The following is a 14,353-nucleotide window of genomic DNA, read 5'->3' as shown; positions in this document are numbered from 1 at the left end:
CAGGGAACGGCGGGAGTCATCATGGTCCGCATTGTCCGCCCACCGGTCGCCAAAGGCGACCGGCAGCGCGTCCGGTCAGGCGTAGGCGTCCGCGCCGAGGTCGGCGTTGGAGAACACGTCCTGCACGTCGTCCAGGTCTTCCAGCATGTCCAGCAGCTTCTTGACCTGCAGGGCGGTGTCGCCTTCGACCTTGATGTCGTTGTCGGCGCGGAAGGTCAGTTCGGCGTGGTCCGGGGTCAGCTTGGCCGCTTCCATGGCGTCCTTGACCGCGTGGTAGCTGTCGGCGGCGGTCAACACGTCGATCGCGCCGTCTTCCGGGTACACCACGATGTCGTCCGCGCCGGCCTCGATGGCCGCCTCGGTGATGGTCTCTTCATCGGCGCCGGCGGCGAAATGCAGCACGCCCACGCGCTTGAACATGAAGGCCACCGAGCCTTCGGTGCCCATGTTGCCGCCGCACTTGCTGAACGCGTGGCGGACATCGGCCACGGTGCGCACGCGGTTGTCGGTCAGGCAGTCCACGATCACGGCCACGCCACCGGGGGCATAGCCCTCGTAGCGGATCTCTTCGTATTCCACGCCTTCCAGTTCGCCGGTGGCCTTCTTGATGGCGCGCTCGATCACGTCCTTGGACATGTTCGAGGCCAGGCCCTTGTCCATGGCAACCCGCAGGCGCGGGTTGTTGTTGGGGTCCCCTCCACCGCCGCGCGCGGCAACGCCGATCTCGCGGATGATCTTGGTGAAAATCTTGCCGCGCTTCGCGTCAGACGCGTTTTTGCGGTTCTCGATCGAGGGACCTCTACCCATGGGTATTACCGTGCTTGCATGAGGAACAGGGCGCGGATTCTACCTGATCGCCCGCCGCGACCGTGTTAGTCGTGGCCGGGGGGCCGCCCGGGCTCAGGCGGCGTGGGCGGCGCGGTCGGGCCGGAAGCGGCCATCGCGCAGGAACGCGGCGGTCTGGCGCGCGGCCTCGGGGGAAAACACCAGCCCGCTGTGGCTCGCCGGGACCACGCAATGGTCGGCCAGGCCCGGCAGGTGGGTCTCATCCAGCGCCACGGTGCCGTCGGAGGCCTCGCCGATGGCGCCCAGCAGGCTGCCCAGGCCATGCGGGACCGAGCCGGCAATCAATCCCACCTGCGCCCTGCCCTCCCAAGCCGGCAGGCCGTCGAGCAGCAGGTCGCTGCTGCGGCCGAGCGCCAGCGACCAGCCATGCTCGGCCAGCGACCGGGCGGTGCCGCTGCCGCGCAACGGCGAACCCAGGCAGACCACCCGCGACACCGGCAGGTCCGGCTGCTGGCGCAATGCCTCCAGCGCCACCAGCCCGCCCAGGCTGTGCCCGACCAGCGACACCGGGCCGCTGTCCTTGAGACGTTCCAGCAGTTGCGGCACCGCCACGTCGGGACCGCCGAAGACGCTGGAATAGCCGAAGGTGTCCACGCTGAAGCCACGCGCGCGCAGCCGCCAGGCCAACGGGCCAACCCACGCGCGGGCATTCCAGATGCCGTGAAGCAGTAAAACAGGGGGATTCATGCACTCAGCCTAGCCGGTTGGCTTGGGACCTGCGGGAGAAAACACGGCCATTAGACGAATAGACCGTGCAACGGCGGGTGAAGCCGTTGCGGTCCAGTGCGATGGAGGGGGAAATGGGCCGGGCGCTCAGCGCGCCGGGCCGGCCGGTCGGCGCAGGATGAATTCCAGGTCGCGCACGCTGCCGACCGGGAATTCGTAGCTACCCACCTTGTTGAAGCCGTAGCGGGCATAAAAACGCTGCGCGCCGAAGTTCTCCGACCACACGCCCAACCATAGGGTGTGCGGGCCGTCGCGTTCGAGCCAGTCCAGCGCCGTTTCCAGCAACCGGCTGCCCCAGCCGCAGCTCTGTTCGTCCTTGATCAGGTACAGGCGCTTGAGTTCGCGATCGCCCGGCTGCACGTCCGGGTGCGGCAGGCCACAGGGGCCGGCCGCGGCATGGCCAACCGCCACGCCGTCCCGTTCCAGCAGCCACACCGCGTAGTCCGGGTGGGCCAGGATGGTGTGCTGGCGGTCGACCGCATAGGCCTCGTCGAGGAAGTTCTGCAGGTCCTGCGCAGGATAGAGATGGCCGAAGGTTTCCACGAAGGTACGCGTGGCCAGCACCGACAGGGTCGGTGCATCGTCAACGGTGGCGCGGCGGATGGTGTACATGGCGGGCGTCCGGGCAGGCCTCAGGCCTGCGCTCCGTGGGGGGCGTCTTCTTCCTCGTCGCCCTCCTCTTCGTCCTCGTCCTCGTACTCTTCCTCGTCCTCTTCGCCTTCTTCTTCCTCTCCCTCGTCGTCTTCCTCGTCGAGGTCGTCTTCGTCTTCTTCGTAGTCTTCCACGCCGAAGTCCTCGCCATCCCAGCGACCTTCGCCGTCATGCACGAAGGTCAGGGCCATCGCGGCGGGACTGGTACCCACGCGCACCAGCCAGCCACCGAACACGCGGGCGCGTTCGGTTACCAGGGCGGCGTCGGCGCCTTCATTGCCCAGCTTTTCCCATTCCAACGAAAACGCGAATTCGCTCATTGCAGGATCTCCGGGGTTTGGTGGGGCTTGCCGGGCAGAGCCCGGCACTACGTTGGCGGGGTCAGGCCTTGCGCGGGCGAACCTGGATGTGCACTTCGGCCAGCTGCTCGTCCGGGATCGGCGACGGGGCGCCGGTCATCAGGCACTGCGCGCCGGTGGTCTTCGGGAACGGAATGACGTCGCGGATCGACTCGGTGCCGGCCATCAGCGCGGCGATGCGGTCGATGCCGAAGGCGATGCCACCGTGCGGCGGCGCGCCGAAGCGCAGCGCATCGAGCAGGAAGCCGAACTTGGCCTCGGCCTCTTCGGCACCGATGCCCAGCAGGTCGAACACCGTGCTCTGCATGTCCGAGCGGTGGATACGGATCGAACCGCCGCCGATCTCGTTGCCGTTGAGCACCATGTCATAGCCGCGCGACACGGCGGTCTTGGCGTTGGCGCGCAGGTCGGCGATGTCGTCCACCGCCGGAGCGGTGAAGGGGTGATGCAGGGCGACGTAGCGCTGGGCTTCGTCGTCGTACTCGAACATCGGGAAGTCGGTGACCCACAGCGGCGCCCACCCGGCAGCGACCAGGTTGAAGTCCTTGCCGGCCTTCAGGCGCAGCGCGCCCATGAAGTCGGACACCTTGTTGTAGCCACCGGCGCCGAAGAACACGATGTCGCCGTTACCGGCGCCGACGTGGGCCACCAGCGCGGCGAAGGCCTCTTCGCTGAAGAACTTGGCGATCGGCGAGCTGACTTCGCCGGTGTCGCCGATCTTGATGTAGGCCAGGCCCTTGGCGCCGTACTTGGCGGCATGCGCGGCGTACTCGTCGATCTGCTTGCGGCTCAGCGTGGCACCGCCGGGGATGCGCAGCGCGGCCACGCGGCCGTCGGCATCATTGGCGGCGGCGGTGAACACCGGGAACTCACTGGTCTTGACCAGTTCGGCCACGTCCACCAGCTCCAGCGCGATGCGCAGGTCCGGCTTGTCCGACCCGAAGCGACGCATCGCCTCGGCCCAGGTCAGGCGCGGGAAGCTGGCGGCCAGTTCCACGTCCACCACTTCCTTGAAGATGGCGCGGATCATGTCTTCGACGAAGTCCTGCACGTCGCGCTCGCGCACGAAGGCGAACTCCATGTCCAGCTGGGTGAATTCCAGCTGGCGGTCGGCGCGCAGGGCCTCGTCGCGGAAGCAGCGCGCGATCTGGTAGTAGCGGTCGAAGCCGGCCACCATCAGGATCTGCTTGAACAGCTGCGGGCTCTGCGGCAGGGCGTAGAACTCGCCCGGGTGCATGCGCGCGGGCACCAGGAAGTCGCGGGCGCCTTCCGGGGTGGCCTTGGTCAGGATCGGGGTTTCGATGTCCTGGAAGCCGGTGGCGTCCAGGTGACGGCGCAGCGCCTGCACCAGCTTGATGCGGGTACGCTGCATGCGCTGCATTTCCGGGCGGCGCAGATCCAGGTAACGGTACTTCAGGCGGGTTTCCTCGCCCGGGTTCTCGTGGGCGTGGAACGGCAGCGGCTCGGCCTTGTTGAGGATGGTGATGGCCGTGGCGATCACTTCCACCTTGCCGGTGCGGATTTTGTCGTTGACCGCATGACGCGCGCGCACCACGCCTTCCACCTGCAACACGTCCTCGTAGCCCAGGCTGGCGGCCACGGCGAACACGGCCGCGTTGTCGACTTCCACCGTCACCTGCACGATGCCTTCATGATCGCGCAGATCGATGAAGCACACGCCGCCCTGGTTGCGGGCAACGTCGGTCCAGCCGGCGAGGGTAACGGTTTGGCCAATCAGGGTCTCATCGACCAGGCCACAGAAGTGGGTACGCATGGGGGTAAAGCTCCGCAGGAGAATGCCGGCACCAGGTTGCGCCGGACAGCCCTTTATTCTGCGGCGTAGCCTGCGCCGGGGCAAATGGGCCGTGGCCCGCCCCCCGCCCCGCCCGCCCCTGCGGCCCCGCCCGGCGGGCATCACGCGCCGTGAACCCGGCCCGTTCCTATAGTCCGCGCACCAACGACCGCAAGGGGATGTCGCCATGAACCGTCGCCTCACCGTTGTCTGCCTGGCCCTGGCGCTGGGCTGTAGCGCCCCGGCCGCCCAGGCCCAGATGAGCACCCGCGCCTACGCCCCCGAGAACCTGTCGCAGCTGTCCTCCAGCGACCGCTCGCGGGTGATCACCCAGGAATATGCCGATCAGTCCAATGGCCGCCGCATTCCCGACGACCAGCTGCGCTTCTACCTGGCCCAGGTCAATTCGGGCTGGGGCTTCTCGCGGATCAAGCAGGACATCGCCACCTCGTTGCGCGGCAGCGGCGGCGGTGGGGGCTGGAACGGTGGCGGCGGGGGCAACAACGGCGGCACCGTGCGCTGCGAGAGCCAGAACAACCGCGAGCGGGTCTGCAACACCGGCTGGCGCAGTGCCCAGCTGTCGCGGCAGATCTCCGGCTCGGCCTGCCAGGAAGGGCGCACCTGGGGCTCGCGCAACGGCACCGTGTGGGTCACCGGCGGCTGCCGCGCCGAGTTCGTCGAAGGGCGCGGCAACGGCGGCAACTGGGGCGGTGGCGGCGGCAGCACCGGCGGCACCATCCGCTGTGAAAGCCAGGACAACCGCGAGCGCAGCTGCAACACCGGCTGGCGCAACGCCACCCTGGTCCGGCAGATCTCGGGCTCGGCCTGCGTGGAAGGCCAGACCTGGGGCGTGCGCAATGGCGCGGTATGGGTCAACCGCGGCTGCCGTGGCGAGTTCGCCGAGGCCCGCGGCGGCTGGGGCGGCGGTAACGGCGGGGGCAACAGCAATTACAGCGTGACCTGCAGCAGCAACAGCAACCGCCAGCAGACCTGCGCCTGGGACGCCCGCCAGGGCCGCCCGGTGCTGCAGCAGCAGCTGTCCGGCAGCGCCTGCGTGGAAGGCCGCAGTTGGGGCTATACCAACAGCAGCCTGTGGGTCAGCAACGGCTGCCGCGCCCGGTTCGGGGTGCGGTAGACGCATCAACGGGTAGTGCCGGCCGCTGGCCGGCAACCTCGTGAACCCGTGGCAGGGCCGCAAACCGCAGCGGGGCAGAGCCCCGCTCTACGCGGCGGCGAACGGGCGCCCCCCGCACGAAACGGTAGTGCCGGCCGCTGGCCGGCAACCCCATCAATCCGTGGCAGGTGCGCAAACCGCAGCGGGGCAGAGCCCCGCTCTACGGGGTGCTGCCCCACGGCGCGGGCGGCAGCGCCACTGGCTTGCTCAGGTCGAACTCGACCTGGAAGCGGCGACCGCCCGGGCGGGTGAGTTCGTAGATGAAGCGCTGGTCCGGCTCGATGTCCATCGCCCAGGTGTTGTGCACGGACGGCAGCATGTCGGCTTTGCGGAACATCGCCACCGAATCGGCATCCACCGGGAAGCTCTGGCGCTGCGCGGTACCCGGTGGCTTGCTGTCACCGCCGTACATGGTCACCGCATCGGGGCTGCCGTCCTGGTGGCGGTGATCGTGCTTCAGGCGCAGGCCGGTCTCGGTGCGGCTGATCACCCAGGTGCGCGAATGATCGTCGCCGACATGGAACGGAATGCGTAGCCCGTGTGCGGGATCGTCGCACCCGCGCACGTGCATCACCAGCCGCTTGCCCTCGAAGGGGTCGGGTGCATCGGTGCGCGGTTCGTTGGCGATCACCTTGCCTTCGTACGCCTTGCCGCAATGGGCGGCGACCGCGGCAAGGAATGCATCGGCCGGTGCATTGGCTACGTCGTGAGCCACGCTGTCCTGCCGCCCACCGCAGGCGGCGAGCAACAACGCAATGGCGAGCGGTGCAACAACGTTGGGAACATTCATCGCCCTACCCTAGCCTGCATGCACAGGCAGTGCAAACGCGCGGGCGTGGCTGCAACCAGGGCTTCATCGTGGCTGTGTTACGGTAGATCAGGTGTTGTTTACTGCCTTCCCACCCAGGCCGCGCGCATGCTGCGGCTGACCGCCCTGCTCACCGGCGTCGCGCTGCTGCTCACCGGCAGCGGGCTTCTGGGCACCCTGCTGGCGGTGCGCGGCGGCCAGGCCGGCTTCGGTGCCGGCACGCTGGGGCTGGTGATGTCCGGGTATTTCGCCGGCTTCTTCATCGGTACCTTTTTCGCGCCTTCGCTGATCGGCCGCATCGGGCATATCCGTGCGTTCGCGTTCTTCGCCGCCCTCGCGGCGATTGCCGTGCTGCTGCATCCCCTCTGGCTGCATCCCGTCGCCTGGGGCGTGCTGCGCATTGCCACCGGCATCGCGCTGGTGGGGCTGTATACGGTGATCGAGAGCTGGCTCAACGCCGAGCCCGATCCGGCCCGGCGCAGCCGCGCGTTCTCGCTGTACATGGTGGTCAATCTTTCTGCGCTGGCGCTGGGCCAGGTGCTGCTGATGCTGGGCGATGCCAGCGCGATGGCGATGTTCATGCTGACCGCGATCCTGATCTGCGCGGCGGTGTTGCCGGTGACTGCCACCCGGCTGCGTCAACCGGACGTGCCGGTCGTATCGCGGCTCACCCTGGGCCGGCTGTATGCGATGGCGCCGGTGGCCACCGTGGCGGCGGGCCTGTCCGGGCTGGCGATGGGTGCCTTCTGGGGCCTGCTGCCGGTGTATGCCGGTGCGGTGGGCCTGGATGGCAATGGCGTGGCGCTGTTCATGCTCACCGCGATCCTGGGCGGTGCGTTGCTGCAGTGGCCGCTGGGCCATATCAGCAACGGCCACGATCGCCGCAGCGGGCTGGTGGCGCTGAGCCTGGCCGCCGCCGGCATCGCGGTGGTGGCGTCGCTGCCGATGATCCAGTTGCAGACGCACCTGCTGTTTGGGCTGTTCTTCTGCTACGGCGGGCTGGCCTTCGCGCTGTATCCGTTCGCGGTGGCGCACATGCTGGACTACCTGCCGCGCCAGCACCTGCTGTCGGGTTGTTCCAGCCTGCTGCTGGTGCACGGCGTGGGCGCGGCCTTGGGCCCGGCGCTGGCCGGCGCGGCCATGCAGCGCTTCGGTCCCGCCGCGCTGCCGCTGTATTTCGCCGTGGTGCTGATGGTGCTGGCGCTGTTCACCGGCGCGCGCCTGCTGCGGTTCCAGCGGGTGCGCACGCATCCGGTCGGGTTCCGGCTGATGCTGCGTACCACGCCGTCGGCATTGGAGCTGATGCCCGAGACCGACCTTGAGGCGCCGCCCGACACCCCCTATTCCCCTCATTCCGATAAGGAAGCCCATTGACTGTATCGACACCCTCTCTCTCCACTCCGACCCGTACACCGCCGGCCACGCCGGCCCCGCAGCTGATTCTGGCCACCGACCTGGATGGCACTTTCCTTGCCGGCGATGCCGCCGCGCGCCACCGGTTGTACCGGCTGGTTGACCAACACCCCGGCATCGCCCTGATCTTCATCACCGGCCGCGGCCTGGAAGCGGTGATGCCGCTGCTCTCCGACCCGGCGATCCCGCGCCCGGACTACGTGGTCTGCGATGTCGGCGCGACCGTGGTGGATGGCCACACGCTGCAGCCCCTGCAGCCGCTGCAGTCGATGATCGATGCGCACTGGCCCGGCGAACACGTGGTGGCCGCGGCGATGCGCCCGTTCACCGCGCTGCAGCGCCAGGACGTGCCGCAGGAACGACGCTGCTCGTATTTCTGCGATCCCCAGACGCTGGCGCCGCTGCGCGCGCAGATCCAGGCCGCCGCCCAGGCGCTGGGCTGCGACGTGCTGTATTCGGCTGACCGCTACCTGGACATCCTGCCGCCGGACACCGACAAGGGCCGCACCCTGGCCGCGCTTGCGCGCCTGCTGGACCTGCCGCGCGAGCGCATCCTGGTGGCTGGCGACACCCTCAATGACCTGTCGATGTACACCGCCGGCTTCCGCGGCGTGTGCGTGGGCGATTCCGAGCCGGCGCTGACCGAGGCGACCGCCACGCTGGCCACCACCTTCCACGCGCAGGCGCCGGGGTGTGGCGGCATCCTGGAGGCGATCGAGCACTTCGCGCTGCTCGCCGACGATGACCGCTACCTGTACCCGCCCAAGCAGGCCCGCGCCGCCGGCGCTGACCTGGTGATGGTCTACCACCGCCTGCCCTTCGACGAAGTGATGGAGAACGGCGTGCTGGTGCAGCGCCCGCCGCGCTCGCCCAACGGCATCATTCCCTCGCTGCTGAGCTTCTTCGAAGGCGGCCAGAAAGGCTCCTGGGTGGCATGGGGCATCGACGATCCCAAACGCGGCCCGTTCCAGACCCACCTGGCGGTGGACGCCGAGCGCTACCCCACCCTCACCGCCGCGCGGGTGCCGTTGAGCCGGCAGGAAGTGGACATCTTCTACAAGCGCTTCTCCAAGGAAGCGTTCTGGCCGATGCTGCATGTGTTCTGGGAACGCGCGAAGTTCCGCGAGGACGACTGGCAGGTGTTCCTGAAGGTCAACCGCAAGTTCGCCGAGGCCACTGCCGCCGAAGCCGCGCACGGGGCCACGGTGTGGATCCACGACTACAACCTGTGGATGGTGCCGGCCACGCTGCGCGAACTGCGCCCGGACCTGAAAATCGCCTTCTTCCACCACACCTACTTCCCGTCGGCGGATGTGTTCAACGTGGTGCCGTGGCGCCGCGAGATCATCGGCAGCCTGCTGTCGTGCGACTACATCGGCTTCCATATTCCGCGCCAGGTGGAGAACTTCGTGGACGTGGTACGCGGCGCCGTGCCGGCCGAGCGCCTGGCATGGGAAAGCTGCGCCCCGCGCTTCCTCACCTATGGCTGCGCGGTGGGGCTGGACACCATGACCACGCGCCTGCGCGTGGGCGACCGTGAAATCGCGCTGGGCGCGCACCCGGTGGGCACCGACCTGCGCCGCATCCATAACGTGCTGGCGCGCAGCGATGTGCGCAATGACATCTTCAAGCTGCGCCGCGAGATCGGGGCACGCAAGCTGGTGCTGTCGGTGGAGCGGCTGGACTACACCAAGGGCACGCTGGCCAAGCTGGAGGCCTTCGAACGCCTGCTGGAACAGCATCCCGAACGCCAGGGCAAGGTGACCTTGTTGATGGTGTGCGTGCCGGCCGCACGCGAAATGACCGTGTACCGCACGCTGCAGAACCAGATCGAACAGGCGGTGGGACGCATCAACGGCCGCTTCTCACGACTGGACTGGACGCCGGTGCGGTTCTTCGCACAGGCCCTGCCGTTTGAGGAGGTGGTGGCGCACTACGCAGCGGCGCAGGTGATGTGGATCACGCCGTTGCGCGATGGCCTGAATCTGGTGGCCAAGGAGTTCGTGGCCACCCACGGCATCGAAGGCAGCAGCGGCGTACTGGTGCTCAGCGAGTTCGCCGGTGCGGCAGCGGAGTTGAAGGGCGCGGTGCTGACCAACCCGCACGATCCGGCCGACCTGACCGCCGGCCTGCTGCAGGCGTTGTCGATGCCCGAGGAAGAAGCCACCGGGCGCATGCGGCAGCTGTTCGGCAGCGTGGAGTATTACGACGTGGATCGTTGGGGGCGCGAGTTCCTGGAGGCGGTGCGCGGTTGAGGGGTAGAGCCGGGCTCTGCCCGGCTGCCATTGAATCCGGCATTGCGTGCAGCCGACCAACGGTCGGCTCTACCGGGGGATGTGCTGTTCGGCGATGACGGCTACCTGGCGCAGTACGTCGTTGCGGCCGGCATCATCGAGGCGGGCGCCTTGCAGGTAGCTGGTGAGCACCCACGGTGCGCCGCCGGCCAGTGGCCAGAGGATGGCGATGTCGTTGGTGGTGTCTTCGCCATTGCTGCCGGTCTTGTCGCCTACCCGCCATGCCTTGGACAAGCCGGCGCGCAGGCGCGCATCACCGGTTTCGTTGTCGATCAGCCAGTCGGCCAGTTGCTGGCGCGAGGCCGGCTGCAGCCGCTCGCCCAGCACCAGCCGCTGCAGGCTGGCGGCCATCGCGGCGGGGCTGGTGGTATCGCGCGGGTCGCCGGGGGCGAACAGGTTCACGTCCGGCTCGTAACGGTCGTTGCGGGTCACGTCATCACCGCTGGCGCGCAGAAACGCGGTCACGCCGGCCGGGCCGCCCACCACACGCAGGAGCAGGTTGGCGGCCGGGTTGTCGCTGGTGACCATGGTGGCGCGGCACAGGTCGCGCACGGTGACGTCCTTCCCCACGTGGCGGGCGGTCAGCGGTGCATGCGACAGCAGGTCCTGCGTGGTCATGGCCAGGCGCCGGTCCAGCGAGAGTTTTCCCTGGTCTGCCAACCGCAGCACGGTCGCGCACAGCGCGAACTTGAACGTGCTGCACATCGGGAACCGCTCGTCCTGGCGGTGGCCGATACGCTGGCCGTTGCCGGTATCCAGCAGCGTGACGCCGAGGCGGCCGCCACTGGCCGCTTCAAGCGCGGCGAAGTTGCGGGCGGTGGACCGGGGCGCTGCCGCCACGGCGGGGGTCTTCGCAAACGTACTGGCGGCCAGCGCCGAGAGGGCGGCAGCGCCGGTCCATTGCAGGAAATGACGTCGAGCGAGCATGCGGATCCTCCGTGGCAAAGGCAGAGTATTGCCAGTGCCTCACCCGGCCCACCAGCAACCATTTTCAGCGGAAGACATAACGTGACCTAATGCGTGTCGATTGCGACAAAGGATGACGCCACGGGAAAACCGCCTCTGCATTCACTCCACGCGGCATACGCGCCGCAGGAATGCGATGATCCCATCACTCCAGCTCACGGCTCCCCTGCATGCTCCGCCCCCAGTTGCCGCTCAATGCCCTGCGCGCCTTCGAGGCCGCCGCCCGCCACCAGAACTTCACCCGGGCCGCGCTGGAGCTGTGTGTCAGCCAGGCCGCGCTCAGCCACCAGATCCGGGCGCTGGAAGACCGGCTCGGGGTGTCGCTGTTCAATCGCCTGCCGCGCGGGGTGGCGCTTACCGATGAAGGCGCGCGGCTGTACCCGGTGCTCAACGAGGCCTTCGACCGCATCGCGGTGAGCCTGGACCGGTTCGTCGGGGGACACTTCCGCGACGTGCTCGGGGTCGGCGTGGTGGGCACGTTCGCCACCGGCTGGCTGCTGCCGCGGCTGGCCGATTTTTCCGCGCGCCATGCCGATATCGACCTGCGCGTGCAGACCCACAACAACCGCATCGACCTGGCCGGCGAAGGCCTGGACCTGGCGATCCGGTTTGGCGATGGCGACTGGCAGGGCCAGGTGAGCACGCCGGTGCTGGACGCTCCGTTCGCGCCGCTGTGCGCGCCGGCCCTGGCGCGTACGTTGCGCGACCCGCGCGACCTGGCCAACGTGGCGTTGCTGCGGTCGTACCGCAGTGACGAATGGCCGCGCTGGCTGCAGGCAGCCGGCGTGGCCGAGCTGGAAGCACGCGGCCCGGTGTTCGATTCGTCGCTGACGTTGGCCAGTGCAGCAGCGTCCGGTGCGGGCGTGGCGCTGCTGCCGTTGAAGATGTTCGAGCAGGACCTGGCGCAGGGGCGATTGGTCCAGCCGTTCGCGCGGACCCTGGATCTTGGGCGATATTGGCTGACGCGCCTGCGCTCACGCGCCGAAAGCGATGCGGCGCGGCGGTTCCGGGAATGGCTGGAGGCGCAGGACGGCGCGGCGTGAATCCCGCGTAGAGCCGGGCCCTGCCCGGCTTGCCTGACGGAAAGGCGCACCCACCGGCGTCCCGTTTTTGCGCGTCCCGGTGAAGCAGCCGGGCAGAGCCCGGCTCTACGCGGCTTGCCCGATGCAGGCACCCGCCGGCACCGCTTGCCCGGTAGATGCCGACCGTTGGTCGGCATGCCGTTTACGCGTCCAGCAGTTCCATCCAGGTCTGCTCGGCCTTGCTGAGCAGCGTGGCGGTGGCCTCGCGGTCGCGGCCGAGCACGGCCATGCGGGTGCTGTCGGCGTAGTTGGACGGATCAGCCAGCTGCCGGTCCAGATCCGCCAGCAAGGCTTCCAGTTCGCCCACTTTGGCTTCGGCCGCAGCCAGCTTGTGCGGATTGACCGGCTTCTTCGGCGGCAGCGGCGGGGTCGGCGGCACCGGTTCCGGCGCGGCGGCGGCCATCTTCTGCTTGGTGCCCTGCGCGGCGGGACGGGAGCGCAGCCACGCCGCGTAGGCATCCAGGTCGCCGTCGAACGGCTCCACCACACCATCGGCCACACGCCAGAAGGTATCGCAGACCAGGCCGATCAGATGGCGGTCATGCGACACCATCACGATCGCGCCCTCGAAGTCGGCCAGCGCCTCGGCCAGCGCTTCGCGCATTTCCAGGTCAAGGTGGTTGGTCGGTTCGTCGAGCAGCAGCACGTTGGGCTGCTGGAAGGCGATCAGTGCCAGGGCCAGGCGCGCACGCTCGCCACCGGAGAACCCATCCACCGGCTCGAAGGCACGGTCACCGGCGAAATTCCACTTGCCGAGGAAGTCGCGGAACACCTGGTTCGGCGCATCGCGGTCCAGGTCGCGGAAGTGCTCCATCGGCGACTGGCCTTCGTGCAGCGACTCCACCGTGTGCTGGGCGAAGTAGCCGATGCGCAGGTCCGGGTGCGCGGCGCGCTCGCCGGTCAGCGGGGCGAGCTCGCCCACCAGGGTCTTCACCAGCGTGGTCTTGCCCGCGCCGTTGGGACCCAGCAGGCCGATGCGCTGGCCGGCTTCCAGGCCGAACCCCACGTTGTGCAGGATCACCGAATCGGCGCCGTAGCCGGCGTCGACGTGGTTGAGGCGGATCAGCGAGAACGGCAGCTTGGCCGGCGGCGAGAACTCGATGCGGAACTCGCGCTCGGCGCGCACCGCCTCGGTGCCGGCCAGCTTGGCCAGGCGCTTCATGCGGCTCTGCGCCTGGGCGGCCTTGCTGGCCTGCGCCTTGAAGCGGTCGATGAAGCTCTGCAGGTGGGCGCGCTCGGCTTGTTCCTTGTCGTGCGCGATCTGCTGCTGGCGCAGCTGCTCGGCGCGCTGGCGCTCGAAATCGGTGTAGCCGCCCGGGTACAGCTTGGCGCCACCACCATGCAGGTGCAGGGTGTGGGTGGCCACGTTGTCCAGGAACTCGCGGTCATGCGAGATCAGCAGCAGCGTGCCCGGGTACTTCAGCAGCCACTGTTCCAGCCAGAACACCGCGTCCAGATCCAGATGGTTGGTCGGCTCATCGAGCAGCAGCAAGTCGCTGGGCATCATCAGCGCGCGGGCCAGGTTCAGGCGCACGCGCCAGCCGCCGGAGAACGAGGACACCGCCCGCGAGTGGGTCTCGGCCGGGAAGCCCAGGCCATGCAGCAGCTTGCCGGCACGGGCTTCCGCGTCGTATGCGCCGATCTCGGCCATCTTCTGGTGCGCGGTGGCCACCGCCTCCCAGTCTTCGCGCGCGGCGGCATCGGCCTCTTCGCGCATGACCGCGGCCACCTCGGTGTCGCCCTCCAGCACGAACTGCAGCGCCGGGTCCGGCAGCGACGGGGTTTCCTGGGCCACGCTGGCGATGCGGACCTTGCCGGGCAGGTCGACATCGCCCTTGTCGGCCTCCAGCTCGCCCTTCACGGCGGCAAACAGGCTGGACTTGCCGGCACCGTTGCGGCCGACCACGCCAACGCGGTACCCCGCGTGCAGGGTCAGGTCGACATTGGACAACAGCAGCCGCTCGCCACGGCGCAAGGCGAAGTTACGGAGGGAAATCATCTTGGGGGGTCCATATAACGGAATGGAATGTGCTGGTGAGCACCCTTCCTGCGACGTAATTCTAACGTTAACGAATACTTGACGCGCCCCGGGATGCGCAGCAGGCCTCGTTCCTCTCTCCCACGACCCTGCCTGCGCTTCCCCGGGACCCTGATGTCGGGCCCGCCATTTCACGTAAATGGTTGCTTCTGCAACGTTTTTTGTAGATATGGCGGTTATTTGACAAGCGATGAATATCCCGTT

At 68.4% G+C, this 14,353-nt stretch carries 12 protein-coding genes; 4 read left to right on the top strand and 8 right to left on the bottom strand.

Annotated elements, in window-relative coordinates; genetic code table 11:
* Positions 1-75: 75 nt before the first annotated feature.
* The 5 genes from DX03_RS04585 to aspS all read right to left on the bottom strand — a co-directional run bounded on the left by DX03_RS04585 (position 76) and on the right by aspS (position 4,356).
* A complete protein-coding gene (locus DX03_RS04585) occupies positions 76-807 on the bottom strand; it encodes a YebC/PmpR family DNA-binding transcriptional regulator (protein ID WP_038686704.1) in 732 nt (243 codons plus the stop codon).
* Between the two features lie 93 nt (positions 808-900).
* Positions 901-1,533, bottom strand: coding sequence for an esterase/lipase family protein (locus DX03_RS04580; protein WP_038686702.1), 633 nt, complete (start codon positions 1,531-1,533; stop codon positions 901-903).
* Between the two features lie 126 nt (positions 1,534-1,659).
* Complete coding sequence (locus DX03_RS04575) at positions 1,660-2,184, bottom strand: GNAT family N-acetyltransferase (RefSeq protein ID WP_038686701.1); 525 nt, start codon at positions 2,182-2,184, stop codon at positions 1,660-1,662.
* A 20-nt stretch (positions 2,185-2,204) separates the two neighbouring features.
* Positions 2,205-2,543 carry a hypothetical protein gene (locus tag DX03_RS04570; protein ID WP_038686699.1) on the bottom strand — a complete coding sequence of 113 codons (339 nt, stop codon included), beginning with the start codon at positions 2,541-2,543 and terminating at the stop codon, positions 2,205-2,207.
* Positions 2,544-2,604: 61 nt separating this feature from the next.
* Complete coding sequence (gene aspS, locus DX03_RS04565; protein WP_038686697.1) at positions 2,605-4,356, bottom strand: aspartate--tRNA ligase; 1,752 nt, start codon at positions 4,354-4,356, stop codon at positions 2,605-2,607.
* A gap of 205 nt (positions 4,357-4,561) precedes the next feature.
* Between aspS and DX03_RS04560 the strand changes: the two genes are divergently transcribed.
* Complete coding sequence (locus tag DX03_RS04560) at positions 4,562-5,509, top strand: DUF3011 domain-containing protein (RefSeq protein WP_038686695.1); 948 nt, start codon at positions 4,562-4,564, stop codon at positions 5,507-5,509.
* Positions 5,510-5,708: 199 nt separating this feature from the next.
* Here DX03_RS04560 and DX03_RS04555 read toward each other — a convergent pair whose 3' ends face one another.
* Positions 5,709-6,338 carry a hypothetical protein gene (locus DX03_RS04555; protein ID WP_038686693.1) on the bottom strand — a complete coding sequence of 210 codons (630 nt, stop codon included), beginning with the start codon at positions 6,336-6,338 and terminating at the stop codon, positions 5,709-5,711.
* Between the two features lie 126 nt (positions 6,339-6,464).
* Between DX03_RS04555 and DX03_RS04550 the strand changes: the two genes are divergently transcribed.
* On the top strand, positions 6,465-7,730 hold the full coding sequence (locus DX03_RS04550) for an MFS transporter (protein WP_038686691.1): 1,266 nt from the start codon (positions 6,465-6,467) through the stop codon (positions 7,728-7,730).
* Positions 7,727-10,024 (top strand): glucosylglycerol-phosphate synthase, encoded by a 2,298-nt coding sequence (gene ggpS / locus DX03_RS04545; RefSeq protein WP_219335242.1) that lies wholly within the window; start codon positions 7,727-7,729, stop codon positions 10,022-10,024. Before DX03_RS04550 ends, ggpS begins: the two co-directional genes overlap by 4 nt.
* 69 nt (positions 10,025-10,093) lie before the next feature.
* Here the strand turns inward: ggpS and blaL2 are convergent, their stop codons facing one another.
* Positions 10,094-10,990, bottom strand: coding sequence for a L2 family extended-spectrum class A beta-lactamase (blaL2, locus tag DX03_RS04540; protein ID WP_038686689.1), 897 nt, complete (start codon positions 10,988-10,990; stop codon positions 10,094-10,096).
* A 209-nt stretch (positions 10,991-11,199) separates the two neighbouring features.
* Between blaL2 and DX03_RS04535 the strand changes: the two genes are divergently transcribed.
* Complete coding sequence (locus tag DX03_RS04535; protein ID WP_038686687.1) at positions 11,200-12,072, top strand: LysR family transcriptional regulator; 873 nt, start codon at positions 11,200-11,202, stop codon at positions 12,070-12,072.
* Positions 12,073-12,253: 181 nt separating this feature from the next.
* On the opposite strand, the gene DX03_RS04530 is transcribed toward DX03_RS04535, so the two are convergent.
* Positions 12,254-14,110 (bottom strand): ABC-F family ATP-binding cassette domain-containing protein, encoded by a 1,857-nt coding sequence (locus tag DX03_RS04530; RefSeq protein ID WP_038686686.1) that lies wholly within the window; start codon positions 14,108-14,110, stop codon positions 12,254-12,256.
* Between the last annotated feature and the right edge of the window lie 243 nt (positions 14,111-14,353).

Origin of the sequence: Stenotrophomonas rhizophila (assembly GCF_000661955.1) — a bacterium.
Lineage (GTDB): Bacteria > Pseudomonadota > Gammaproteobacteria > Xanthomonadales > Xanthomonadaceae > Stenotrophomonas > Stenotrophomonas rhizophila.
The sequence above is the reverse complement of the archived record's forward strand: the minus strand, read 5'-3'. Positions and strand labels throughout refer to the sequence as shown.

Bases quoted from the DNA above. Each gene is read 5' to 3' on its own strand.
- DX03_RS04585 (WP_038686704.1), bottom strand. From the start codon at position 807: ATGGGTAGAGGTCCCTCGATCGAGAACCGCAAAAACGCGTCTGACGCG.
- DX03_RS04580 (WP_038686702.1), bottom strand. From the start codon at position 1,533: ATGAATCCCCCTGTTTTACTGCTTCACGGCATCTGGAATGCCCGCGCG.
- DX03_RS04575 (WP_038686701.1), bottom strand. From the start codon at position 2,184: ATGTACACCATCCGCCGCGCCACCGTTGACGATGCACCGACCCTGTCG.
- DX03_RS04570 (WP_038686699.1), bottom strand. From the start codon at position 2,543: ATGAGCGAATTCGCGTTTTCGTTGGAATGGGAAAAGCTGGGCAATGAA.
- aspS (WP_038686697.1), bottom strand. From the start codon at position 4,356: ATGCGTACCCACTTCTGTGGCCTGGTCGATGAGACCCTGATTGGCCAA.
- DX03_RS04560 (WP_038686695.1), top strand. From the start codon at position 4,562: ATGAACCGTCGCCTCACCGTTGTCTGCCTGGCCCTGGCGCTGGGCTGT.
- DX03_RS04555 (WP_038686693.1), bottom strand. From the start codon at position 6,338: ATGAATGTTCCCAACGTTGTTGCACCGCTCGCCATTGCGTTGTTGCTC.
- DX03_RS04550 (WP_038686691.1), top strand. From the start codon at position 6,465: ATGCTGCGGCTGACCGCCCTGCTCACCGGCGTCGCGCTGCTGCTCACC.
- blaL2 (WP_038686689.1), bottom strand. From the start codon at position 10,990: ATGCTCGCTCGACGTCATTTCCTGCAATGGACCGGCGCTGCCGCCCTC.
- DX03_RS04535 (WP_038686687.1), top strand. From the start codon at position 11,200: ATGCTCCGCCCCCAGTTGCCGCTCAATGCCCTGCGCGCCTTCGAGGCC.
- DX03_RS04530 (WP_038686686.1), bottom strand. From the start codon at position 14,110: ATGATTTCCCTCCGTAACTTCGCCTTGCGCCGTGGCGAGCGGCTGCTG.